Annotated in this window: 27 protein-coding genes and 1 pseudogene; 15 read left to right on the forward strand and 13 right to left on the reverse strand. The window is 63.1% G+C overall.

Annotated elements, in window-relative coordinates; all coding sequences use genetic code 11:
* Positions 1–93: 93 nt before the first annotated feature.
* A complete protein-coding gene (locus IEV88_RS00450) occupies positions 94–1239 on the forward strand; it encodes a trans-sulfuration enzyme family protein (RefSeq protein ID WP_206711292.1) in 1146 nt (381 codons plus the stop codon).
* A gap of 39 nt (positions 1240–1278) precedes the next feature.
* On the opposite strand, the gene IEV88_RS00455 is transcribed toward IEV88_RS00450, so the two are convergent.
* A complete protein-coding gene (locus IEV88_RS00455; RefSeq protein WP_188159339.1) occupies positions 1279–2010 on the reverse strand; it encodes a lysozyme in 732 nt (243 codons plus the stop codon).
* Between the two features lie 148 nt (positions 2011–2158).
* Between IEV88_RS00455 and IEV88_RS00460 the strand changes: the two genes are divergently transcribed.
* Both IEV88_RS00460 and IEV88_RS00465 read left to right on the forward strand, forming a co-directional pair.
* Complete coding sequence (locus IEV88_RS00460) at positions 2159–3166, forward strand: cation diffusion facilitator family transporter (RefSeq protein ID WP_188159340.1); 1008 nt, start codon at positions 2159–2161, stop codon at positions 3164–3166.
* A gap of 116 nt (positions 3167–3282) precedes the next feature.
* Positions 3283–4020 carry an OmpW/AlkL family protein gene (locus tag IEV88_RS00465; RefSeq protein ID WP_188159341.1) on the forward strand — a complete coding sequence of 246 codons (738 nt, stop codon included), beginning with the start codon at positions 3283–3285 and terminating at the stop codon, positions 4018–4020.
* Between the two features lie 127 nt (positions 4021–4147).
* Here the strand turns inward: IEV88_RS00465 and msrA are convergent, their stop codons facing one another.
* The gene (gene msrA, locus IEV88_RS00470; RefSeq protein ID WP_206711293.1) at positions 4148–4921 is read right to left on the reverse strand and encodes a peptide-methionine (S)-S-oxide reductase MsrA; all 774 of its coding nucleotides are present in this window, start codon (positions 4919–4921) and stop codon (positions 4148–4150) included.
* A gap of 253 nt (positions 4922–5174) precedes the next feature.
* Here msrA and IEV88_RS00475 point away from each other — a divergent pair, with 253 nt between their 5' ends.
* The 4 genes from IEV88_RS00475 (at position 5175) to IEV88_RS00490 (ending at position 8974) form a co-directional block, all read left to right on the forward strand.
* A complete protein-coding gene (locus IEV88_RS00475; RefSeq protein WP_188159342.1) occupies positions 5175–6227 on the forward strand; it encodes a ribonucleotide-diphosphate reductase subunit beta in 1053 nt (350 codons plus the stop codon).
* A gap of 285 nt (positions 6228–6512) precedes the next feature.
* Positions 6513–6824 carry a GIY-YIG nuclease family protein gene (locus tag IEV88_RS00480; protein ID WP_188481178.1) on the forward strand — a complete coding sequence of 104 codons (312 nt, stop codon included), beginning with the start codon at positions 6513–6515 and terminating at the stop codon, positions 6822–6824.
* Positions 6825–7068: 244 nt separating this feature from the next.
* Positions 7069–7380 carry a GIY-YIG nuclease family protein gene (locus IEV88_RS00485; RefSeq protein WP_188159344.1) on the forward strand — a complete coding sequence of 104 codons (312 nt, stop codon included), beginning with the start codon at positions 7069–7071 and terminating at the stop codon, positions 7378–7380.
* Between the two features lie 286 nt (positions 7381–7666).
* A complete protein-coding gene (locus tag IEV88_RS00490) occupies positions 7667–8974 on the forward strand; it encodes a serine hydrolase domain-containing protein (protein ID WP_188159345.1) in 1308 nt (435 codons plus the stop codon).
* A 23-nt stretch (positions 8975–8997) separates the two neighbouring features.
* Here IEV88_RS00490 and IEV88_RS00495 read toward each other — a convergent pair whose 3' ends face one another.
* Together IEV88_RS00495 and IEV88_RS00500 are read right to left on the reverse strand one after the other, a co-directional pair.
* Positions 8998–9426, reverse strand: coding sequence for a hypothetical protein (locus IEV88_RS00495; RefSeq protein ID WP_188159346.1), 429 nt, complete (start codon positions 9424–9426; stop codon positions 8998–9000).
* A gap of 124 nt (positions 9427–9550) precedes the next feature.
* On the reverse strand, positions 9551–9799 hold the full coding sequence (locus tag IEV88_RS00500; protein WP_188159347.1) for a hypothetical protein: 249 nt from the start codon (positions 9797–9799) through the stop codon (positions 9551–9553).
* Positions 9800–10205: 406 nt separating this feature from the next.
* Here IEV88_RS00500 and IEV88_RS00505 point away from each other — a divergent pair, with 406 nt between their 5' ends.
* Positions 10206–10457 carry a hypothetical protein gene (locus IEV88_RS00505; protein ID WP_188159348.1) on the forward strand — a complete coding sequence of 84 codons (252 nt, stop codon included), beginning with the start codon at positions 10206–10208 and terminating at the stop codon, positions 10455–10457.
* A 46-nt stretch (positions 10458–10503) separates the two neighbouring features.
* On the opposite strand, the pseudogene IEV88_RS15360 reads toward IEV88_RS00505, so the two are convergent.
* Positions 10504–10754: pseudogene (locus tag IEV88_RS15360) on the reverse strand (hypothetical protein).
* A 34-nt stretch (positions 10755–10788) separates the two neighbouring features.
* On the reverse strand, positions 10789–11691 hold the full coding sequence (locus IEV88_RS00515; RefSeq protein WP_188159349.1) for a CHAD domain-containing protein: 903 nt from the start codon (positions 11689–11691) through the stop codon (positions 10789–10791).
* A gap of 194 nt (positions 11692–11885) precedes the next feature.
* Here IEV88_RS00515 and IEV88_RS00520 point away from each other — a divergent pair, with 194 nt between their 5' ends.
* Both IEV88_RS00520 and IEV88_RS00525 read left to right on the forward strand, forming a co-directional pair.
* Positions 11886–12380, forward strand: a complete 495-nt coding sequence (locus tag IEV88_RS00520; RefSeq protein WP_188159350.1) for a DUF2937 family protein — start codon at positions 11886–11888, stop codon at positions 12378–12380.
* Positions 12381–12468: 88 nt separating this feature from the next.
* Positions 12469–13149, forward strand: coding sequence for a 2OG-Fe(II) oxygenase (locus IEV88_RS00525; protein ID WP_188159351.1), 681 nt, complete (start codon positions 12469–12471; stop codon positions 13147–13149).
* Positions 13150–13162: 13 nt separating this feature from the next.
* Here the strand turns inward: IEV88_RS00525 and IEV88_RS00530 are convergent, their stop codons facing one another.
* Both IEV88_RS00530 and IEV88_RS00535 read right to left on the reverse strand, forming a co-directional pair.
* Positions 13163–13363, reverse strand: a complete 201-nt coding sequence (locus IEV88_RS00530; RefSeq protein ID WP_188159352.1) for a DUF2905 domain-containing protein — start codon at positions 13361–13363, stop codon at positions 13163–13165.
* 13 nt (positions 13364–13376) lie between these two features.
* Entirely contained in the window at positions 13377–13898 is a 522-nt protein-coding gene (locus IEV88_RS00535; RefSeq protein WP_188159353.1) for a hypothetical protein, read from the reverse strand.
* 167 nt (positions 13899–14065) lie between these two features.
* Between IEV88_RS00535 and IEV88_RS00540 the strand changes: the two genes are divergently transcribed.
* Together IEV88_RS00540 and IEV88_RS00545 are read left to right on the forward strand one after the other, a co-directional pair.
* The gene (locus tag IEV88_RS00540; RefSeq protein WP_188159354.1) at positions 14066–14284 is read left to right on the forward strand and encodes an AMP nucleosidase; all 219 of its coding nucleotides are present in this window, start codon (positions 14066–14068) and stop codon (positions 14282–14284) included.
* Between the two features lie 69 nt (positions 14285–14353).
* Positions 14354–15823, forward strand: coding sequence for an AMP nucleosidase (locus tag IEV88_RS00545; protein ID WP_188160489.1), 1470 nt, complete (start codon positions 14354–14356; stop codon positions 15821–15823).
* 440 nt (positions 15824–16263) lie between these two features.
* Here IEV88_RS00545 and IEV88_RS00550 read toward each other — a convergent pair whose 3' ends face one another.
* Genes IEV88_RS00550 through IEV88_RS00560 form a run of 3 tightly spaced genes read right to left on the reverse strand, consistent with a single transcriptional unit; the run spans position 16264 to position 19790 of the window.
* Positions 16264–16443: a hypothetical protein gene (locus IEV88_RS00550; protein WP_188159355.1), complete on the reverse strand. Its 180-nt coding sequence runs from the start codon at positions 16441–16443 to the stop codon at positions 16264–16266.
* Entirely contained in the window at positions 16440–17579 is a 1140-nt protein-coding gene (locus IEV88_RS00555) for a PepSY-associated TM helix domain-containing protein (RefSeq protein WP_188159356.1), read from the reverse strand. The genes IEV88_RS00550 and IEV88_RS00555 overlap by 4 nt, the downstream gene beginning before the upstream one ends.
* A gap of 51 nt (positions 17580–17630) precedes the next feature.
* Positions 17631–19790, reverse strand: coding sequence for a TonB-dependent receptor (locus IEV88_RS00560; protein WP_206711295.1), 2160 nt, complete (start codon positions 19788–19790; stop codon positions 17631–17633).
* Positions 19791–20008: 218 nt separating this feature from the next.
* On the opposite strand from IEV88_RS00560, the gene IEV88_RS00565 reads away from it, so the two are divergent.
* From IEV88_RS00565 to IEV88_RS00575, 3 genes are all read left to right on the forward strand, one after another.
* A complete protein-coding gene (locus IEV88_RS00565) occupies positions 20009–20314 on the forward strand; it encodes a hypothetical protein (RefSeq protein ID WP_188159357.1) in 306 nt (101 codons plus the stop codon).
* Between the two features lie 75 nt (positions 20315–20389).
* Positions 20390–21508 (forward strand): serine hydrolase domain-containing protein, encoded by a 1119-nt coding sequence (locus IEV88_RS00570; RefSeq protein WP_188159358.1) that lies wholly within the window; start codon positions 20390–20392, stop codon positions 21506–21508.
* A 28-nt stretch (positions 21509–21536) separates the two neighbouring features.
* Positions 21537–21800: a hypothetical protein gene (locus IEV88_RS00575; protein WP_188159359.1), complete on the forward strand. Its 264-nt coding sequence runs from the start codon at positions 21537–21539 to the stop codon at positions 21798–21800.
* A 23-nt stretch (positions 21801–21823) separates the two neighbouring features.
* Here the strand turns inward: IEV88_RS00575 and IEV88_RS00580 are convergent, their stop codons facing one another.
* Together IEV88_RS00580 and IEV88_RS00585 are read right to left on the reverse strand one after the other, a co-directional pair.
* Positions 21824–22819 carry an alpha/beta fold hydrolase gene (locus IEV88_RS00580; RefSeq protein ID WP_188159360.1) on the reverse strand — a complete coding sequence of 332 codons (996 nt, stop codon included), beginning with the start codon at positions 22817–22819 and terminating at the stop codon, positions 21824–21826.
* A 63-nt stretch (positions 22820–22882) separates the two neighbouring features.
* Positions 22883–23161 carry a TM2 domain-containing protein gene (locus IEV88_RS00585; RefSeq protein WP_188159361.1) on the reverse strand — a complete coding sequence of 93 codons (279 nt, stop codon included), beginning with the start codon at positions 23159–23161 and terminating at the stop codon, positions 22883–22885.
* Positions 23162–23180: the final 19 nt, after the last annotated feature.

Here is a 23180-nt window from a genome sequence, read left to right on the forward strand (position 1 = left end):
CAGACTGGCACAAAGCCGCCGGCCGTTCTACAGGCTTCTGGCGCTACGGTGCGCACGGCACTAGGCTGGCCGGGAACAGGAAAGGGCAGACCGATGCAACTGGAAAAGGGCAAACCGGAAACCATGAAACCGGAAACCATCGCCATCCATACGCCCGGCATTGGCAGGGACGGGGCCGTTGCGCCGTCGATCCAGCTATCGACGACCTGGCAGCACGGGCCGGCCTATGAGAATCTGCATGGCTTCCAGTATGTTCGCGACACCAACCCCAATGTCGCCGATCTCGAGGCGCGGCTGGCGGCGATGGAGGGGGGGGCCGTCGCGGCGGCCTTTGCTTCGGGTATGGCAGCCGGCGCGGCGCTGCTCGCGGCCCTGCCTGAAGGCTGCCGGGTGATCTTCCATCATGATCTCTATCACGATTTCCGCAATCTCGCCGCCGCGACCTTCCCGGTACGGAATATTCAGGCGGTCTTTGTCGACATGACCGACATCGATGCCCTGGAGGCAGCATTGTCGGGGAACACCGCGCTGGTCTGGTTCGAGACACCGTCCAACCCGAAGCTGGATATCATCGACATCGCCGCCGTCTGCCGCTTGGCCCATGATGGCGGGGCGAGGGTCGTGGTCGATGGCACGTTCGCGACGCCGGTGCTGCAGCGTCCGCTCGCCCTCGGGGCTGACTATGTCATCCACTCCCTGACGAAATATATGGGCGGGCACAGCGACATCCAGGGCGGCGCGGTGATCGCGCGGGAGGATGATGCCGCTGCCCGCGCCCTGTTCGCCACGCGCAAGGTGACCGGCGGTGTCCTGTCGCCCTTCAATGCCTGGCTCGTCTCCCGCGGCCTGCAGACCCTGCATTGCCGGATGGAGGCGCATTGCCGCAACGCTGCGGCGGTCGCCGGCTTTCTCGCCGGGCATGACCGGGTCGAGATCGTGCATTACCCGTTCCTGCCGGGCCGGGCCGGGGAAGACATCGCGCGGTCTCAGATGAAAGCAGGCGGCGGCATGGTGTCGGTGGAGATCGCCGGCGGGCGCGACGGGGCGCTCGCAATGGCCTCGCGTGTGAGATTGATCCTCAATGCGACAAGCCTCGGCGGCGTCGAAAGCCTGATCGAACACCGCGCCTCGGTCGAGGGGCCGAAGCCGCGCTCGCCGCAGGGCCTGCTGCGCCTCTCCGTCGGCCTCGAAAACGCCGATGACCTGATCGGCGACCTCGATCAGGCCCTCAACTTCTGAAGTCTTCCGCAGACTTTCGAAGTTGGATAGAAGCGGTTATCAGGGCTGGGTCATGAACAAAGCGCGTTCCCGCTCGCGCCGTTCCACCAGGCTCGACATCTGGACCAGCTCGCCATTGACATTGGCGAGCGTGTGCTGGCTCAACGCCTCTGCGGCGGCGTCGCGCTTGCCATTCTGCAAATTGCGGTAGACATCCGTCTGGCCGAAATTCTCGACCCCGACGGATTCCGCGAAAGAAACGAGAGCGGCATATTCGTTCTCGTTCAGCGGCACGGTCACCATGCGGCGCACGCCGTCCTGTACCGGTTCGAGGTCGGTCAGCAGCAGGTCTTCTGCCTGCGGCACGGTCAGGGTCTGGCCTTCGATCGCAGTTGCGGTATGGGCATAGCCAATGTGCCAGTCGCCATCATCGATGGTGGCCGACAGGGTGAGCCCGCGCGAGGTCTTGATGATCTCGAGGCCGTCCCCGTTCAGGCTCATGGCGCTATTGTCAGCGGTCGGCATGTTGCGCGCGGCATCGGTTGTGGTGCTGGCGGACAGCGCGGCTGTCGCTGCCGGCGTACTCGCCTCGTCTTGCGTGCTGTCTTCCACCGGTTCTTCCGCCGCAGCGGCGAAGGCGGCGGGCGGCCTTTCGGTACCCGCTATCAAGCCTTCGATCTTGTCGAACCCCTTGTCGGTCACGCCCGTTACCGTGCCCGGAAGGCCGTAACGTTCGGCGACAAGCGCTCCGACAGCGAATAGAGACAGCCCAAAAAGGAACGCTAATCGCATCTCACCACCTACACCCAGTTCCTGTGATAATATCCAATAGAAATTCTGATGCAAGTGAATGTACGGTTACAGTGCCAAAGAATGTGGGAATCCGTGTTAAGTACCTGAAAAGTTTAATGAAAGTGATTTGCAGTCTGACATTTGCTCTTTGACAGCGCGGGACATCGCGCCTATTCCGGTCGCCATGCATGAAAGTTTTCAACAGGCCGAGAAAGACCGCAGCCGCTGGGCTCTCGCCGCCGCCGGCCTGTCGGTTTCGGTCGCGCTCATCCTCATCGCGGCAAAGCTGGTCGCCTGGATCATGTCCGGCTCGACCGCGGTACTCGGCTCGCTCGCGGATTCCTCGCTCGATCTGGTCGGGTCACTCGTCGCCTTTGTCGGCGTGCGCTGGGCAGCGGAGCCACCGGATGCCGAGCATCGCTTCGGCCATGGCAAGGCGGAGGCGGTTTCCTCGCTGACCCAGATCGTCCTGATTTCCGGCTCGGCGCTCTTTGTTGCCTATGAAAGCGTCAGGCGCCTGATTAATCCGGAGCCGCTTGCCAATGGCGGCGTTGCCATGGGGGCGATGGCGCTGTCGCTCGCCCTGTCCATAGGTCTTGTCGCGTTCCAGTCGCTGGCGATCCGCAAGTCCGGCTCCCTCGCCGTGGAAGGGGACCAGGCGCACTATACCGGCGACATCATCGCCAATGGCGGTACGCTCGTCGCGGTGTTCCTCGCGGTGCAGTTCGGCTGGCTGCGCGCCGATGCGATTGCCGGTCTCGCCGCGGCTCTATTCCTCGCCCATGCGGCCTGGTCGATCGGGCGCCGCGCCCTGCCGCAATTGATGGATGAGGAATTGCCGAAGACGCAGCGCGACCGGATCGCCGATATCGTCCGGGCCGACGAGGGCGTCGTTGATTTCCACGCCCTGCGCACCCGCCGGGCCGGGCAGCGCAGCTATATCCAGATGCATCTCGACCTCGATCCGGACCTGACGCTGCGTGCTGCTCACGCCATTACCGACCGGGTCGAGCTGGCCCTGCACGAGGCGTTCCCGGGGGCGGACATCATCCTGCACATGGATCCGTATGGCGAAAGCGAGCCCCATGACAAGTTCGGTGCGCGGACGGATATCGAGCACCCGGAATACGTGGAGGGGAGCGCTAACATCTCCTGAAAGTTGCATAAATCCCAGTGCTGGGGCCGATTTCAGCGAATTTAAAGCAGTTATAGTAAAACTCCTGTTAAGCATTTTTGCCTATTGGTGGCGATACTGAACAAGAGGGTTTTCTTATGTCGCTACTGCGTAACGTCCTTACTGCCGGTGCTGCCACCGCCGCCGGCCTCGCCTTTGCTGCCCCTGCTGTCGCCCAGACGACAGACACGCCGTGGGCGGACAATAACGTCCTGAAACTCGGTGTCGTCCATTTCTCGATGAATGACGAGACGAGCGAGCTCGCCGGCCCGAACACACCGCCGGGCGTGACCGCCGACGTGCAAAGCCCGACGGCGGCGACCTTCACCTATACCCGCCATATCGGCGAGCATTTCGGTGTCGAGCTGCTGGCCGGCATCCCCTTCGGTGTCGAATTGAACGGCTCCGGCTCGATCGAGGGCGTGGGCCAGGTCGCAGAGGCGACCATCGCGACCGCGACGCTGTCCGGCGTCTATTTCTTCACGCCGCGCTCGGCGCAATGGCGCCCCTATGTCAGCGTCGGCTATAACTACACGACATTCTATGACGGCGAGGCGAGCGCGGTTCTCGAAGGCGCGCTGTCCGGCCAGACCGACGTGTCGCTGACCGACTCCACCGGCCCGGGCGTCTATGCCGGCGTCAACTATGCCGCTGGCGAGAACTGGGTCCTGTCCGCCATCATCGGCTATAACGAGGCACAGACGGACGCGACCCTGCGCACCGATACGGTCGTCGATCTGGGCGCTGGCCCGATGAATGTCGGTATTATCGAGCGCGAGATGGAAATCGACCTGAACCCGGTCATCGCCTTCCTCACGGTCGGCTACCGGTTCTAGAAGCGTTTCCCGGTGAAGTGGAAACCGGTTCACCGTAAGGAAACGCGACACACAAGGAATTCAGACCCCCGCAAGGGGCATGGGGAGAGAGTGCTTGAGCGGGACGGGTCACACCGTCCCGTTTTCATTATTTGATCCACGCCTCATCGCCCCACAGGCTGCGCAGGCGCGCATCGCGGCCGCAGCCCCGGCGATAGAGATTATACCGCACACTGCTCTTCTTGTAGTAGTCCTGGTGATACTCCTCGGCGGCATGGAATTCCCGGGCGTCGAGAATGGGGGTGACGATCTCGCGGTCGAGCACGTCCTCGGCCTCCATCTTGGCGGCCTCGGCGGCGGCGCGCTGCTCGTCATCCTTCACATAGATCGCGGTGGTGTAGCCAAAGCCGCGATCGCAGAACTGGCCGCCATCATCGGTCGGGTCGACCGTGCGGAAGAAACGGTCGGCGAGGGTGCGATAGGTAATGACTGACGGGTCGTAATAGATCTTGGCGACCTCGCGGTGGCCGTCTTTTTCATAGGTCTTGTAGGTCGGGTCGTCGCTCGTCCCGCCGGAATAGCCGGACACGACGGCATCGACGCCCTCCATCTTCTCGAAGTCGGCCTCGACGCACCAGAAGCAGCCGCCGGCGAAAATCGCGTAATCCTCCAGCGGGTCGCCCGCTGCCATGTCATTCGCGTCCATGTCGGTCTGCATCTCGACATTGTCGCCGATGCGTTCGGGCACGCGCGTGTCGGACAGGATCTCGTCCGCCTCGGGCGGCGTCTGTTCATAGCCCTCCGCTTCGACCGGCATCGGGTCGCGCTCGACCTGGCCGCCGGCATCGCAGGCAACGGCGAAACTCACCAGGCCCGCCATCAGGGTCAATGAGGCAATTTGGGGGGTAATTCTCCGAATCATGTCCGCGTCTCCATCATTGCTGCGGACCTTACGAACACGCGCGCGCGCCGCCAATTCACGTCTTCTCACATTCGCGTCGGCGCCGTGGCGTTCACGCCACAGGCGGAGCAAGGGGGCACAAAGCGCTGGCCGTTTCGCAAGCGGCACGATATGGGCGGCAATTTGTCTATATGTTGGGGAAAATAGCCTATTGCGGAAGAGGCGATACCAGATATTGTAATCCCATCACCAAGAAATCCTGAGGGTCCGCACCATGTCCATCATCACCCCGAACACGCCCGGCCTGCTCACGCCATCGAAAAGCTACAAGCCGTTCCGCTATCCCTGGGCGTATGATTTCTGGAAGATCCAGCAGCAGGTCCACTGGCTGCCGGAAGAAGTGCCCCTCGGCGAGGACTGCAAGGACTGGAACAACAAGCTGTCCGATGGCGAGCGCAACCTCCTGACCCAGATTTTCCGCTTCTTCACCCAGTCGGATATCGAGGTCGGCGGCAATTACATGGAAAACTACATGCCGCTGTTCAAGCCGGTGGAAGTGCGCATGATGCTGGCGTCGTTCTCCAACATGGAGACGGTGCACATCGCCGCTTACGCGCTGCTGCTGGAGACGATCGGCATGCCCGACTCTGAATTCGGCGCCTTCATGGAATATGAGGAGATGGCCGCCAAGCACGATTATCTTGGGCGTTTCGGCGTCGAGACCGAGCGCGACATCCTCACCTCCATGGCCGTGTTCGGCGGCTTCACCGAGGGGCTGCAGCTGTTCGCGTCCTTTGCCATGCTGATGAACTTCCCGCGTTTCAACAAGATGAAGGGCATGGGCCAGATCGTGTCGTGGTCGGTGCGCGACGAAAGCCTGCACTGCGAAGGCATGATGAAGCTGTTCCACGCCTTCGCCAAGGAAACCGATGCGCTGACGCCAGCCGTCAAGGACGACATCGCCGATTGCTGCAAGACCGTCGTCGCGCTGGAAGACAAGTTCATCGATCTCGCCTTCGAGGCCGGTGAGGTCGAAGGGATGACCCCGGACGATATCAAGGCCTATATCCGCTACATCGCCGACTGGCGCATGGGCCAGCTGGAACTGCCCAAGATCTACGGCATCGAAAAGCACCCGCTGCCCTGGCTGACGGAAATCCTCAACGGCGTCGAGCACGCCAACTTCTTCGAGGCCCGTGCCACGGAATATTCCAAGGCCGCCACCAAGGGCGACTGGCACGGCGACAGCGGCGTCTGGGCCCAATTCGATCAGTACAAGGCGAAACGCGATCTGGTTTACGGCGCGGGGGTCGGTCAGGCGGAGTAGGGTCTACGGGGCTCGAAGCCGCAGGAAGTAGGTCGAGACTCTCCCCCAACCCATCCCCCCCCCCGTCATCCCGGCCAAGCGCAGCGCGCGCCGGGACCCATTTTCCAGAGACGGTGCAGTGATGAAAGATCGGGTCCGCATGCTGCAGCGATCTTTCCAGATGGAGAAGTCTCTGGCAAACAGGTCCCGGGTTCACCCTGGCGGGTGCCCCGGAATGACAAGGGGGAGGGTTGGGGACGTGATCCAGAGATGACAAGGGTCGAGAAATAAAGAAAACTCTCACCCATGGTGATCGGGGAGAAATCATACTGGGTGTACATGCTGGCGAGCGGGCGCCATGGCACGCTTTATGTCGGTGTCACCAGTGACCTCGCCACCCGCGCCTGGCAGCACCGGAACAAGATCACCAAGGGCTTCACGGCAAAATATGACGTGAACAGACTGGTCTGGTGGGAGAACTTCGATTCCATCGAGGCCGCGATCACCCGCGAAAAGAAGATCAAGAAATGGCGGCGCGACTGGAAGATCGCCCTGATCGAGGAGAGAAACCCGGACTGGCTCGATCTCTATCCGGGGCTGGGGCCGACCAATTTTTGATTTTCTCCCCCAACCATCCCCTCTTGTCATCCCGGACGCCGCAGGCGATCCGGGACCCATTTTCCAGAGGCTTCTCCATGACGAGAGATCGCGGCGGCATGCGGACCCGGCCTTTCATCACTGCACCGTCTCTGGCAAATAGGTCCCGGGTTCACCCTGGCGGGTGCCCCGGAATGACAAGGGGGAGGGTTGGGGACGTGATCCAGAGATGACAAGGGTCGAGAAATAAAGAAAACTCTCACCCATGGTCATCGGGGAGAAATCATATTGGGTCTATATCATGGCGAGCGGGCGCCATGGCACGCTTTATGTCGGTGTCACCAGTGACCTCGCCACCCGCGCCTGGCAGCACCGGAACAAGATCACCAAGGGCTTCACGGCAAAATATGACGTGAACAGACTGGTCTGGTGGGAGAACTTCGATTCCATCGAGGCCGCGATCACCCGCGACAAGAAGATCAAGAAATGGCGGCGCGACTGGAAGATCGCCCTGATCGAGGAGAGAAACCCCGACTGGCTCGATCTCTATCCGGGGCTGGGGCCAACCAATTTTTGAGACTCTCCCCAATCCATCCCCTCTTGTCATCCCGGACAAGCGCAGCGCGATCCGGGATCCATTTTCCAGAGGCCTCTCCATGACGCGAGATCGCGGCGGCATGCGGGGCCGATCTTTCGTCACTGCGCCGTCTCTGGCAAATAGGTCCCGGGTTCACCCTGGCGGGTGCCCCGGAATGACAGATGGAGAGTGCAGGGCGATATCGTTGCCCCCCATCCTTCCCTCCATCCCGGTTTCGTGGTTATCTGCCAGCCATAAAGAAGGCAAACCACGATAGGGGACGGACATGAACACACTCGCATCATCGGTACGCGCTCTCATCATGGCGGGCGGACTGGCGCTCGCCGCGCCTCTTCCAGTTTCCGGGCCGGCCCTCGCGCAGGAGCAAAGCTGGCAGCTCACCGATGGCAGCGCCGTCGATGCCGTCATCGAGACCTATGTCGACAATGGCGCGCTGCCTTTCCTCTATGTCCGCCTTGAAGACGCACAGGGCGATGTCGTCTATGAGCATGCGGCACAGAACAGCGACCTCGTCAGCGCGCCGGTCGATGGCGACACCTGGCTGCGGGTCTGGTCGATGAGCAAGATCGTCACCATCTCCGCCGCCCTCGACATGATCGAGGACGGCGTCCTGAGATTCGACGATCCGGTGACGGACTATATCCCCGAATTCAGCGACCTCACCGTGGCGACCGGTCCGAATGGCGAGAACCTCGCCGAGATGGCCGGGCAGGCCTGGGGCGACGAGGCGGTGCGCGCGGCGCTGGAAGCCATGCCGTGTCCGCTGCCGACCGTGCCGGTGGAAAGCGTCATGACCGTGCGCGACCTGCTCAATCACACCGGCGGGTTCTATTACACCTTCCAGCCAACCGAATGCCTCAACGCCGCCATGGGCGCGCAGGACATCGGCGCGGCCCGGAGCAGCGACGAGCTGATCGCCGATCTCGCCGCGCTGCCGCTGATCAGCCAGCCGGGCGCGGGATATTATTACGGCATGAACACGACCGTGCTCGGCCTCGTCATGGAGCGTGCCGCCGGCCAGTCGCTGCAGGAGATCGTCCGGGAGCGGATCACCGGCCCGCTCGCTATCGACGATTTGCGCTATGGCCTGCCGGAAGGCGAGGAGATGCTGCCGCGCGTCACCGGCAAGGGTGGCACGCTGCAGGTGACCGACCCGTCAGCGCTCGATATCTACCGCACCCCGCCGCAAGGGTATGACCCCGACGTGCCGCTCTATCTGGGCGGTGAGGGCATGATCGGCACCAGCGCCGCCTATGCCGATTTCCTGCATATGCTGCTCGGCCGCGGCACCGTGGGCGACACGCGCATCCTGGAGGAGATCACCATCGAGGCGCTGTCCTCGCCGCATACGCAGCTGGGCAGGGCGGATGGCTATAATGGCTATAATCTGTGGGTCAGCGACGGGCTGTGGATCGGCGGCGGCTATGAGGGCACCCATTTCTGGGTCGACCCGCAGCGCGGGCTGATCGGCCTCGTGATGAGCCAGGTTCATAGCCGGCCGGCGGCGGGCAACGGCGTCAACGACGCCGTGCGCGGCGCGCTCTACGAGCAGTTGGAAAAGGCCGGGCGGTAAATCTCTGTGTGCAGACCGGTAAGCTAGCCGACATACACGCCGCTGAGCACGACGAAGGCAAAACCGACCACCGTCGCGGCGACGAATTGCAGGCCGAGGAAGGTGAGATATTCCTTGCGGCGGTGGAAGAAGAAGGCGGCGGGCAGGGCGGCCAGCGTCACCAGGACGACCGCGCCGAACCAGTTCATGCCGAAGGCGAACACCAGGACCAGAAAGGCGACGACGCAGCCGACATGGGCGGCGAACGCCCCGATGAACTGGCTGAACCGGCTGAACAGGGTCTGGCGCCGCTCCGGGTTCGGATGCGGGCTGCCGTCCGGGCTTTCCGGTGGCGGCGTATCCTCGCTCGTGACGGTGTGCAGGTCGGCTGACTGCTCCGGGGTGACGGTATCGTCCTGCGGGGAATGACCGGAAGCGGTCTTCGCGGCCGGGGCATCCGGGTGTTGCGCCATCTGGTGTCTCCTTTCGCTACTGGGTCCAGTTGCCGGGGCCAACTGTCTCAGGCCCATGGGGCATTTCTCTTGCGAAAGGCTAACAGGGCGGGACCGCCCTGTTGTTCCATCGAAAACGTCAGAATCAGAGGCGCCAGATGAACCAGCTCGTCGGTACGCCGATGAGCAGAACGAACAGCAGGGCAACGGCGAAGCTCATGCCGCCGAAGACGATCAGCCCGGCCAGTGCGGCAAGGGCCAGCATCGGTACGCTCAAGGCGCGGATGATCCGGGTCATGACGAACGCCGTGACGTCCTGCGGCGTGGGGGCAGCGCTCAACTGGCGGGCGCCATAGCGGGCGCGGCGATATTCGTCGATCGATGTCTCTACCATCTGTCAGTCTCCGATAAGGCGCGATTGTTACAAGGTTACGTGCCTAAGGCGCGTAAGGGCGGTTCGGTTCCGCAAGAACCGCGCCACAGCGCCGGTTTAGGGGGCACTTGTTGCCCCCGGAACACGGTGTGCCGTTTCGGAACGGAAGAAGCCGTACGGCGGACCCCGCGCAACGCTCCCGGCGCCACAATCGCGAAAGGGCAGCGGCCGGTGCCCGGATACAGGGCGCAGGGGCGGCGGCGCCTCGCACGGCGTGACTATCCCCCCGCTTTGAGCCGTCTGCAGCCACCAAATCACCTGAATGTGATCCTCGATCAGTCACATTTTTTTGTTCGTATGGTGACGGTCGGGCTCTTGCGGACCTTGCAGGCCGCCACCACGTTCTGGCCGTATTCGAGAGGTTTTTATGAAATTCTGTCTGTCTCCGCTTGCGCCAATGCTGGCGCTGGTCGGCATTGAAGCGGCTATTGTCACAGCGCTGGTCGTCTGGCTGGTCCTGTCCTGGCTCGGCCTTGCCGCTGTCGGACCGCTGCCGGAAATCATCATGGCTGCCATTGTTGCCACGGGCGTCATCATGGCGCTGCTGCCGCTTGCCCGCATGGCCGCGAGCCGGGATTCCCTGTTGTGCAACGAGAATGCCGGTGAGGCCGGTCAATAATCGTGACGGGGGTGAGCCTGTTGGCTGCCCCGTTCGCGCCTGACCCCTAATCAACCCACAGCCCACGGGCCTTGTGCCATTGCTCAAGGCTTTCCTCCGGGTAGAGATCGAAGCATTGATCGTCATCGCCTGGCTGCAGCACGACCCAGTTCGCCTTGAAGTTCAGCATCAGATGCACGCTTTGCGGCGGCTCCGGCAGATCCGGCAATAACAGCGCTGATAGGGAACAGGCGTGTGGCTGTCGACGCTGAAGCGGACGGCGCCGCAGCGGCATGATCCTTCCAGATGCATCGGCATGGGTCTGTCTCCTCCTCGCCGCCCGGGGGCGTCGTCAGGCGGCGGTGCGCCATTGTGCCCAGTAAAGCTGCCAGCGCTCGTTCAGCGCGTCGGCATCTTCGGCAAACAGGCGCCGGCCGAGCGGCAGCGCTTCTTCCAGCAGGTGCTCTTGACGCGCCGCGATCGCGCCGCGCAACAGGTCGCCGAGGCGCGGGTCTTTCCGGATCGTCTCCCAGTCGTCCATGCGGCGGGCGAACACGGCGAGATCGTGGTGATCGCCGAGCAGATCACTGAGCAGGTCGGCGAGTTCCCGGCGGGTGCCGACCATGTCGGGCCATATCTCGCGCAGCAGCCTGGCGTGATACCAGTGATATTTCACCCGCTTGCGCCACTCGTGCCAGGCGGCGGGGGAGGGGTCGTCTTCCGCCGCGGCAAGCGCCTTCTGCGCCCGGCGATAGGTCTTGGCGAGGCCGCCGGCCATCGCCTCGAACCCGTCCTCTTTGACTGTCCAGTCCTTTGCCCGGGCCAGCGCCTCGGTCATGGTCAGGCGGACGGTCGCAAGCTTGTCCCCGATTGCGTCATTCTCGGTCTGATCGGACAGGCGCGCGATCAATTCATCACGCAGGGGCAGGATGGTGCTGTGGTCCAGCTGGTCGTCAGGGGAGTCTGCCAGCAAATCGAGGGTCTCGACCATCACCTCGGCATCGCGGGCATCGGCAAGGTCACGGCCGGCATCGCGGAAAACCTTGTTTTCCTTCGAGTATTTCTTGAAGCTGGGGCGCACCAGCCGGATCAGGCCGCGCAGCTTCTTGCAGCGCTTGCGCACCTGGTGGACGGTCTTGCCCGGCGGGATCGAGCCGTCGTCGATTTCCTTGATCGCCTTGCCGATCTGGCTCCCGGCCATCCGCTGGACGGCCTTCTGGACCGATTTATCCTTCAGTTTCAAATGATAGCTCATGGGAACCTGACACACGGGACGGGCCGCCCGTTCCCGAAGCGGCAGCGAGCGCTGCCGTACAAACCATTCGGCAGTTGCCTTTTTTCCGCTTATGATGTGAGGATAGAGGCTGGCCGCGTCACGAAACGGTGGCTTTCGGGGATTAAACTGGGGAATGGCGGATCCGGGCAGGATCCGGATTGGGGTAAGTATCTATGGGAAAGTTTCTCGCGCTCGTTATCGGCATTGCCGGCGGCCTTCTCGGCTCGCAGGCGCCGGGCTTCACGCTGCAATATATGCAGGACCTGTCTGGCCGCGTCGCCCAGCTGAAGGATCTGGTCGAGGAGTTTGACGCCGGTATCGCCCGATATGGCTATACGCGCGATCAGGCGCTGCGCGAATGCACCGACGCCGACGGGCTGCTCGATGCGCTGTGCGACGGCTATGAAGTGACGGTGCGCGACTATCTCGATCTCAGCACCCATCTGGAAGAGCTGCGCGCCACCTCCGACTATGAACGCCCGATCCTGCTGGCGCGGACCTATCGCGAGAATATCGTCGACTCGGTGATGGAAGAGTTCAAGCCGGCGGTGCCGACGACAGCCGATGGCGCCGCCTATGCCGGCGGTGGCCTGGCCGGGTTCTGGGCGATCTTTTCCGGCATCTGGGCGCTGATAACCGCGCCTTTCCGCCGCCGCGCCGAAGCCTGACAGCCGGGCCTGATATCGCGTCAAATTAACTGGACAGGCCTTGTCGCCGGTCCTATTGGCGCGTCACTTCACTGAAAGTGACCGCCGAATGAGCCTCGCGCCCGCGATCGAAACCGAGATCCTGCCCTTCGACGTGGCCGGCCTGTGCGATGACCTCGCGCGGCAGGGCTGGTCGGTGCGCTCGCTCGCTCGCCGCAAGCGCCTGATCGGGGCGCTCCGTCAGGAACTCGCCCTGCACCGTGCGGAGGAAGCGCTGGCGCCCGCCGGCATCGGTCGTTCCGATGATTTCCGGCTGGCCCGATCGATCCGGCGTGACCGCATCCTCTGGCTTGATGGCGACAGCATCGCCCAGAAGGCCTATCTCGCTTTTGCCGAAAAGCTGCGGGTCGAACTGAACCGCCGCCTCATGCTTGGGCTGTTCCGCTATGAGGCGCATTTCGCGCTGTATGAGGCGGGCGGGTTCTACAAGATGCACCGCGATTCCTTCGCCGGCGCGCGCAACCGGCTCGTCTCGACCGTGCTCTATCTCAACGAGGACTGGCAAGGCGAGGATGGCGGCTTGCTGCGCCTCTTTGCCGAAGACGAGAAGACCATTCTGCAGGAGGTCGTGCCGGCGATGGCGACCTTCGCTGTCTTCCTGTCCGAGGAAGTGCCCCATGAGGTCACGGTCGCGCTCAAGGCCCGGGCGTCGATCGCAGGCTGGTTCCGCTGCAATGATTTGATCGAGACACCGGCGCTGCAGGGCGCCGGGCTTGCCGACCGGCTTTGACAATGGCCGCTGATTATCGGTTGAACAGCCAGAAGGCGAAGGACAGCAGCGCGCTGAGGATCAGGCAGGTGACGATCGGGAAATAGACCTGCGTGTTCTCGCCGCGAAACACGATGTCGCCGGGCAGACGGCCTAAACCGAGACGCGACAGCCACGGCCATAAAAGCCCGGCCAGCACCAGCACGATTCCGGCAATGATCAGCAGTTTTTGCATGGCCTCTATATGGTCACTCTGTCAGCCATTCGCCACAGCCCTGCAGCCGCTCGCCATTGATCACGGCGGTGACCGAATAGGCATAGTCACTGCCGCTCATCGGGTCGCTGCAGTCCTCGCGCACCACGGTCAGTTCGAGCGAGTCCTCGCCCGATTGCAGGGAGAGGTCGAGCGGGCCTTCCATGTCCGCAGGGCGCTCGAACGGGAAGGACGCCGATCTGGTCGCATATTGCCAGTCGATGGTCACGTCCTGACCGGCAGTCAGCTCGAGCAGCCAGCCCGGCTCCTGGCCAATGGCGGTGAAATCGGCTTGGGTATCGGCCTTGCGCGTCGAGCCAGGCTGAAAGTCCGGACGACCCGGGCTGGCGTCCGAGCCGAGCGCGTCTTCCCGCGGGGCATCCCGCTCTGTCGTCGGCTCACCGGCGGGCGTTTCGCCTGACGGGCCTGAATCGGAGACCGTGGCCTCCGGGTCGGCGCCATCGCCGCAGGCCGCGAGCAGGCACAGGGCAGTGGCGCTGAGGATCAGTCTCTTCATCGTTTGGTCTCCCGTCTTGTCGCTGCCCGGCAACAGGATTGCAGCCGGCGCGGTTCATTTTTGCTCGCCTGATATGGCGCAAGCTGTTGCCAGCCGGGGGAGAAAAGCGATACTGACGTGATCCCGGCAGGGAGCAGCCGGTAACGGGCAAAACGGGAGAGTGATCCATGCCAACGGATCCGCAACGCATCACCATTCTGGCGCGCGAGTTCACCGCCGCGGCGCTGGAATTCCACCGGGGCAAGATGGCCGAGCGCGGCTATCGCATGGAAGGCACGATCACCCCGCGCCACTTCCAGATCATCGAGGGGCCTGAGCCGCCGAAGGACTTGTTCGATGGCCAGACGTTTTTTGCCGTCACCTTCGTGCGCAAGGACGCCGATTAATTCCAGAGAAGGATTTTCGTTTTGGCAGCTGCTGTAAAACTCCCCCTGAAACGCGGTGACTGGCGTGCGGTGACAACGCCAGAAGAGGCGCTGGCCACGATCACGGAAGTGTACGAAGCCAGTGCCGGCAATCTCAGGGCTGCCTTCGATGCCTATCTCAAGGATGGCGCGCTGCCGGACGCCGATGCCCGTGCCATGGGGGCATTTGCCTATCCGCGCCTGCGCATGACCTATCGTCCGGACGGGCCGGTGCCGCCATTCTCGCGCGCCTTCGGCAAGTTCGATACGCCGGGCATCTACGTCGCCGATATCACCAGGCCGCGGCTTTATGCGGCCTATCTGATCGAACAGATCGGTCTGCTGTTGGCCGAATATGATTTCAGGATGGAGATTGGTGTTTCCGATGCGGAAATTCCGTATCCTTACGTTCTGGAAAGCGGACGCGGTCTGGATACCGACGAGGTGCCGCCCTCGGTGCTCGCCCGCATCTTTCCGGTGCCGGACCTCGCCGTGATCGACGACAAGATCCCCAATGGCGACTGGATGCCTGCCGTCGCCCTCGGCAGTGCCAGCCAGGCCGACCGGATCAAGCCGCTGTCGCTGTTCTCGGCCCTGCGCACGGATTACTCGCTGCAGCGGCTCAAGCACTACACCGGCACCGACCCTGAGGATGTGCAGCAATTCATCCTGTTCACCAATTACCAGCGCTATATGGACGAGTTCGTCGGTATCGGCGTGGAGAAGCTGTGCCAGGACAATCATTACACGGAATTCGTCGCGCCGGGGAATGTGCGCGTTACCGCCGAAACGGAAAACGCCGAGGAGATCGTCGCCGCCGCGCCATGGCGCCGCCACCAGATGCCGGCCTATCACCTGAAGGCAAAGGACGGCAGCGGCATCACGCTCGTCAATATCGGCGTCGGCCCGTCCAACGCCAAGACGATCACCGACCACCTTGCCGTGCTCAGGCCCCAATGCTGGATCATGATCGGCCATTGCGGCGGCCTCAGGCATTCGCAACGTCTCGGCGACTATGTGCTCGCCCATGCCTATCTGCGCTATGACGGCGTGCTCGACCAGGACCTGCCGCCGGAAATCCCGGTGCCGCCGATTGCCGAGATCCAGCAGGCGCTGCAGCGCGCCGCCGGTGTCGTCACCGGCGACAAGGGTGCCGAGCTGAAGGCGCGTCTGCGCACCGGCACGGTCGTCACCAATGACGATCGCAACTGGGAGCTTCGCTTTTCCGAGGAAGCCCAGCGCTTCAACCAGTCCCGCGCCATCGCCGTCGACATGGAGAGCGCGACGCTGGCCGCCAATGGCTATCGCTTCCGCGTGCCTTACGGCACGCTGCTATGCGTCTCCGACAAGCCGCTGCATGGCGAGATCAAGCTGCCGGGCGCCGCCAACCGCTTCTATGAGCGGGCCATCTCCGAGCACATGCTGATCGGCATCGAGGCGCTGGAGTCCTTGCGCCGCGACGGTGCGGACGCGCTGCATTCGCGCAAGCTGCGCAGCTTCGAGGAGCCGCCTTTCCGGTAGGCGCGGGAAAGTTATCCCCGCCGTCTGAAACCCGGTTAGTCTTCTCCCAAGCCCGGTGAGGACCGGGCGGAGGCGCTGATCGCAAAGTGTGACCTGCACGGAGGGACGGCGCATCAGGTTTCTGTCGGCGGGAGAGGGTGTGCACAGCTTTGCATCGTCCGGCGGAACGGCGTCCCGCAGTAGCCTGCGGGCGGGAGAGCTATGCAATTTGGCCCCGCATCGAACGCCGCCGTGCATGGCGAGAGCTATGCCAGTCATTTTTATTATTTAAGAGGCGATGGCCGCCATGCACGGGCCCCCTCACTTGCCTGCTCCATACGCTCGCGGCAATAGCCGGCGGCGGCTTTTGCATGAGCGAGTAGCGAATGGCGAGTAGCGAGGTATATGTCACCATTCACAAATCACAATTCACGATTCTACTCGCTACTCGCTTCCTCTCCCTACACCCGCCGCTTCATCAGTACCCAGATCGTGATCGCCACCGGCAGGCCGAGGGTCAGCCAGGACAGGGCGTCCCACAGATCATTGCCGACCAGCGCCGTGATCAGGCCGATCAGGCTCGTGACGGCGATGAACAGCGGTATCGCGAAGATGGCGCGCAGCGACAGGCGTTTCCTCATGTCGGTTTTCCTTCGAGTTCACGGATTTCCCGCACTTCCGCCGGCACGCTCTTGCGCCGGGTCAGCCACAGATAGATGCCGGTGCCAAGCACGACGATGGTCATCAAATCAAGGACGAACCACAGGATCTTCAGCGGCAGCCCGCCATAATCGCCGAAATGCAGCGGGCGGGAGAGGGACAGCGCCTTGGCATACCAGGGCATCGGCCGGATACCGGCCAGCGCGCCCGTGCGCGCATCGATCAGCGCCGGGGTGATCAGTTGTTCCGTCAGCGGCGTACTGCCGTGGAAAAACACCGCGTAATGATGGCTGGTCGAGAAGTCGCCGCCGGGAAAGGCGACGAATTGCAGCTGCATGCCGGGGGCTGCTTCCTGCGCATCGCGCACGGCAGTATCGAGCGAGGCCATCCCGGCGGGTGCCGGCACGGCGCCCGCCTCGTAGCCGGCGGTCAGATCGGCCAACTCGTTATATTTCCAGGTGTCGATGATCGGCGCTTCCAGCGTGTTGATGACACCGGTCAGGCCGACGACGGTCAGCCAGGCGACCGTCACGATGCCGAGCAGATTGTGAAAGTCGAGCCATTTGATCCGCGGTTTGCGGCTGGCCCGCACCGTGCCGAAATCGAGCTTGCGCATGAACGGCGTATAAAGAACGACGCCGGAGACGATGGCGACGATCATCAACGCGCCCATGGCGCCGAGGAACAGCATGCCCGGCAGGCCGAGGAACATGTCCGTGTGCAACTGCAGGATCACTTCCATGAACGCGCCGCCTGTCTTGGGCGGCACCAGGTCGCCGCTGGTCGCATCGAAACTGGCAAAATGCATCAGGGTGCCGGGCGCATCCGGCGTCGGCCCGGTCGTGACATTGATCACCGGCCGGTCGATATCGAAGCTCATATAGAGAGGCACCTCGCCGGGCCGGTTCTCCAGCGCCCGGTCGAGAATAGTATCGAGGTCGAGGAGGGGGGCGCCCGGATTGGCTGCCTGCCAGTCGTCCGGGTTCAACGCATCGTCGATCTCGTCATGAAAGATCAGCGGCAGGCCGGTAATGCACAGCATCAAGAGGAAGAGCGTCGGGATGAGGCTCGTCCATTTGTGGATCGCTGACCAGAGACGGATCGTGGCAGGTTTCATAGGATCCTGTCGGGCGGCGGAAAATGTCCGCCGCCCACAAAAGGGGTGTGATTACATGTCCAGCGTCGCGGAGAGCACGAAGGTGCGCGGCGCGGCCTGGACCAGATAATTCGCGCCGGGGAAGCCGCCGGTCGAGGCCCAGTAGCTGTCATCCGTCACGTTCTCGGCCCGGGCACGCAGGGTGACGTTCTTGCCGCTGATCGTGAGCGGATAGCGGGCGCCGAGATCGAGACGCGTCCACGCGTCAAGCTCTGTCGTATTGCCCTCGTTGACATATTGCTCGCCAGTATAGATGACGCGGCCATCGAGCGTCAGCCCGGGCAGGGCGGGAACGTCCCATTCGAGGTTCACATTGGCCTGCAGTTCCGGCACGCCGATTGGCTCATTGCCTTCATTGATGCCGCCTTGCGTCTGCGAGAGTTCGGCATTGATGAAGGTCGCGCCGCCAAGCAGGCGCACGCCCTCGGCGGGCTCGCCAAAGACCGACAGCTCGATGCCGGAATTTTCCTGCTCGCCGGAGGCGGTGAAGACATTGTCGATGACGATGGCGTTCGGCTTCGACAGGGTAAACGCGCTGAGCGTGCCGCCGAAATTGCCGCCGTCATATTTGACGCCGAGCTCGACCTGCTCGCCGCGATAGGGCTCGAGGATCTCCCCGGCATTGTCGATCGGCGTGCCACCGGAGGAGGCCGGGGCAATCGCCCCCGGCTGCAGGCTCTCGGCGTAATTGCCGTGGACGGAGATCGTCTCCGACGGCTTGTAGACGAGCCCGAAGGACGGTGTCGTCGCGCTGTCCTCATAGCGGGACAGTTCGGCACCGGTATTGTAGTCGAAGGACGCCGTCTCGATGGTCTGATTGCGCAGGCCGATCGTGGCGATGACCTTGCCATCGAGGAAGGTCATCATGTCGACGAGGGCGAGGGAAGAATTGTCGACCTCCTCGGTCTTGCCCGGGTCCGACAGATCGCCGCCGACGAAGAAATCGGCCGCCGGGGCATCGACCGCGAACGGATCGTAGAGGTCGCCCGCAAAGCCGGCAAAGCTGGAAAAGGCGTAGGCGTTCTTCGATTCAAGCTGGATTGCCGAGGCCGAGGCGATCACGCGGTGACCGACCGGGCCGGTGGCGAAATCGGCCCGGATACCGGCATCGGCGGAGAAGACATCGTCTTCGCGGGTGTTGTCGAAGCGATAGGCACTGGTCGTGCCGTCCGCTGCCGCGCTGGGATTGGCCAGCACATTGGCTTCCTCGCCATGGCGGCCACCGGCGGCAGCCCAGACGGTGACGACATCATTCAGGTCATATTCCCCGCGCACCACGCCGAACAGCTGCGTCTCATCCGTATAGGTCCAGGGCTGGGCATAATTAGTGTCGGAATCAGGCGCTTCCGGAATCTCGCCCAGCGGCGTGACCTGCGGGCGCGGTGCGTCGATGTGATGGTCCTGCCAGCCGAGGTCGAAGGTCAGCCGCAGATCGTCGGTGCGGTAGTCCGTGCCGAGCGACAGGACGGACAGCGCGCGCTCCTGATCCTCGATCGAGGTCTCGCCATCGCGGCGCACGGCGTTGACGCGCACGCCGAATGCGTCGCCCTCGCCGAAGCGGCGGGCAATGTCCGCCGCGCCATAGAACTGGCCGGCATTCTCGACTCCGAGGGTGTAGCGGTTCAGCGGCTCGTCTCCGGCGCGCTTGGGCACCAGGTTGAACGCCCCGCCGACACCGGAGCCGCCGGGGGCCGCGCCATTGAGGAACGAGTTGGCACCGCGAAAGACCTCGACCCGCTCAAGCAGTTCGGCGGCCACATATTGCCGCGGCAGGATGCCGTAGACACCATTATAGGTCATGTCGTCGGAATAGACCGGAAAGCCGCGGATGACATACAGCTCCTGAAAATTGCCGAAGCCCTTGGCAACGCGCACGACCGGGTCGTTCTGAAGCACATCGCCGACGCTCTTTGCCTGCTGGTCCTTGATCAGCTTCTCCGTATAGGCCGTGCCCGCATAGGGCGCATCCATGTAATCGAGATTACCGAGCAGGCCGGCGCGGCCGCCCCGGGCGACCTGGCCGCCGGCATATTCGCCGGTGAGCTCGACCTGCGAACCGCCGGTGACCACGATGATATCCTCGCCCTCTTCGGCGGTGGTATCCTGCGCATGAGCGGGAAGCGCGGCGGCTAATAACGCGATGGCGGAGGCTGAAAGGATAAAGGATTTCACTGAAGGTACCCCTGAAACTGAAAAAGGAACTGAAAAAGGAACTGAGAATGATAATGCGAGCTATTCGCAGAAACTATGCCGCATTGCAATAGGTGCGCCCGGTTTTTTTGGCGCGTGTCACTCTGCGTGCGTCACCATGGGCACGACCCTGTGCTCTCTGCTGGCTTGATCACGGTTAATGGGTATAGTGCTGGTCATAACCTTCGGAGGAGAAACCCATGCGCCTTGCCATCCTTGCCATTACCGCCGCTTTTTTTATCACCGGCTGCACCACCGTCGCCAAGAACTCGCTGCGCAATGATCTGCAGCGGATCGGGTTCTCGGAGAGTATTTCCGAATGCATGGCCGATCAGCTGGAAGACCGGCTCGACGGCGGCGACCTGCAGGAACTGGCCTGGCACGTCTCACGTCTGACCCGGGCCAGCAGCAGCCAGGCCGCATTTGGCTCGCTGAAAAACATCGACAACCCCCGCGTCATCGCTGCGGCGACGGCCTCGGCCCTGTCCTGCGCCCTTGCTCCATAGGCCCTTGCTCCATAGGCCCTTGCTCCATAGGCTTGTGGCACTAACTGCCCGTCAGGCAAACAATCAGGGAAGCTGATGCAACTGAACGGTAGAGCGAATCCGCGCTTCGAGCGGGTGCGCGATGTATTCGAGGAAAGTCTGGCCAGCGGCGAAGACCTTGGCGGTGGCGTCGCGGTCACGGTCGAGGGTGAACTTGTGGTCAATCTGTCCGGCGGCTGGCAGGACCGGAAGAAGACCGAACGCTGGGCACCGGAGACGATCGTAACGATCTATTCCTCCGGCAAGGCCGTGGTCGCGCTACTGATCGCGCGGGAGGTCGGTGCCGGCCGCCTCGACTATGACGCGCCGGTCGCCTCGTACTGGCCTGAATTCGCTGCCGAAGGCAAGGGCGAGATCACGCTGGCGCAGGCCCTGTCGCACCAGAGCGGCATTCCCGGCTTTGTCGAGGAAATGGACCCCGCCCTTTGGCTCGACTGGGACGGGTTGTGCGCGAGGATCGCTGCAGCGAAGCCGATGTGGACGCCGGGAACGGCCAATGGCTATCATCCGCAGACGGTCGGGTTCATTGCCGGCGAGGTGCTGCGCCGCGTTACCGGGCGTACGGTCGGGCAGATCCTGCGCGAGGATTTCGCTGATCCCCACGGCATCAGGATATTCTGTGGCCTGAGCGATGAAGAGATCGCGCTGGCCTCGCACATGACCAAGCCAACCTCCGCGCCGCTGCTGGGAGAGATGAACGACTACAAGAAGGCTGCCTTCCTGACGCGCTGGGCCTCCCCCGGCGGTGTCGCGCGCGACGACTGGGCCAGGGCGGAGATGCCCGCGTCCAACATGCATGCCGATGCCGCCTCGCTCGCCCGGCTGATGAGCAGCTTCGCCATGGATGGCGTGTTCGAAGGCGAGCGATTATTTCCCGAGGAAGTGTTCCGCCAGGCGGTCGAGCCACGCGTCAGCGGCGATGATCTCGTCCTGCCCTTCGACCTGACCTGGGCTGCCGGACTGATGTGCAACACCGAAGGCGCCTATGGTCCCGAGCCTGCAGCCCGGGGTCATTATGGCTTTGGCGGGTCCTGCGTTTTCGCCGATCCGGTCAATCGCGTCAGCTTCGCCTATGTGCCGAACAGGATGTCGCCGCATCTCGTCGCCGATCCGCGCGCCATAAAACTGATTGGCGCGCTCTACGACAGTCTGTGAAAGGCTCGCTGCAGCAAGGAGACGGCACATGGAATGGTTCCTGATAGGCGGTGGACTGATTGTTCTCGTCGCGATCTGGTTCCTGTTCGGCGGGAAGGGCCAGGACGAAAGCGCGATTCTTGCCGATGTGGAATCGACGCTGGCGAGCCTCAGTCCGGAGCAGCGCGACAGGGTGACGGCGCTGACCGCCGATGGCCGCAAGATCGAGGCGATCAACTATCTGCGCGAGGACAAGGGCGTCGATCTCGCCGTTGCCAAGCGCATCGTCGACGGCTCGACGCCCTCGCTTTAGGCTATTGTTCAGGAGGCTATTCTTCAGGCAGGGAAGCGTCGGCTCAGCCAGTCGAGCATGTGGCGGTTGACCGCCTCCGGATTTTCCCACATCGCCCAGTGGCCGGTATCCGGCAGCAGCTGCTTTTCAAGATCAGGACACAGATCATCCATGGCGTCGGCGAGTTCCGGCGGCAGCATCATGTCCAGTTCTGCCATCAGCATCAGGCAGGGCTGGTGCACGGTCAGGTCGATGCCCTCGGTGATCTCCCAGTTGCGGTCGATATTGCGATAGACATGGGTCGGTGTGCGATGGCCGGTCTGTGCATAGGCGCGGGCGAACACGGCGCGGTCGTCGGCGCCCATGATCAGCTTCTCCGCCGGGTTGCCCGAAAAGTTCTCGAACCTGTCTGGCAGGAACAGCGCCTGCGGCAGCAATTTCGGCCAGACACTGCGCGGCGGGGTTACGGAAAAAATGAACTGCGTGAACAGGTCCTCCCTGCCGCCAAAGGCGCGGTCGGGCAGGCCGGCATCCTGGAACTGCACCATGTAATGACGGTCGGTACCGCGCTTGCGATAGATCGTCAGCGGCGCGATCGGCGCGCGGGGCACATGGGGGGTGCAGATGCCGATAACGCCGTCGACCAGATCCGGGTGACGATAGGCCATGGGCCAGACCAGCGCCCCGCCCCAGTCATGGCCGCAGAGAATGACCGTGTCATGGCCCAGCGCCGGAATCAGCCGGGCAAGATCGTCGGTCATCACGTCGGCGCTGTAGCGCGAGACGTCATCAGGCCGGGACGAGCGTCCGAACCCCTTCATGTCGATGGCGATGGCGCGATAGCCGGCAGCGGCGAGTTCCGGCATCACCAGCTTCCACGAGTAAGCAAGCTCGGGCCAGCCATGCAGCAGCAGGACCGGGCGGCCATGCTCCGGCCCGCTCTCATAGACCGCGAAGGTCACGTCGCCCGCGGTCACGAACCGGGCGTCGGGGAAGTCAGGACCTGAATGATATGCCGGAACAGTGTTCGTCGTGCTCATGCGCCCGAGCCTGTTGCCTCGGGCCGGCGAAATCAAGCGCCCGGTGCAGTCCTCGAGCGGTCTCTAGACGGCAAGGCCCTCGGCGACATGCTCGCGAATGCGGTCCTGGCGCTGCTTGATGATCAGGGAGATCAGGAAGGCGTCGAGCAGCCACCAGACGAAGCCGATGAGCAGGAAATAGCTGGCGATCTGCAACAGCGCCGTTCCCCATTTACCGAGATAGAAGCGGTGAGCCGAAATGATGCCGAGAAAAAACCACAACAGATAGGCGACAAGCGGTGAAGGCGCGTCATTGGTCACGCGCTGCTCGATATAGATGCGGTCCTGTGTGTCGAGTGCCATGGATGGTCCCGTTCCTGTA

The organism is Aquisalinus flavus, assembly GCF_014640095.1.
GTDB classification, from domain to species: domain Bacteria; phylum Pseudomonadota; class Alphaproteobacteria; order Caulobacterales; family Parvularculaceae; genus Aquisalinus; species Aquisalinus flavus.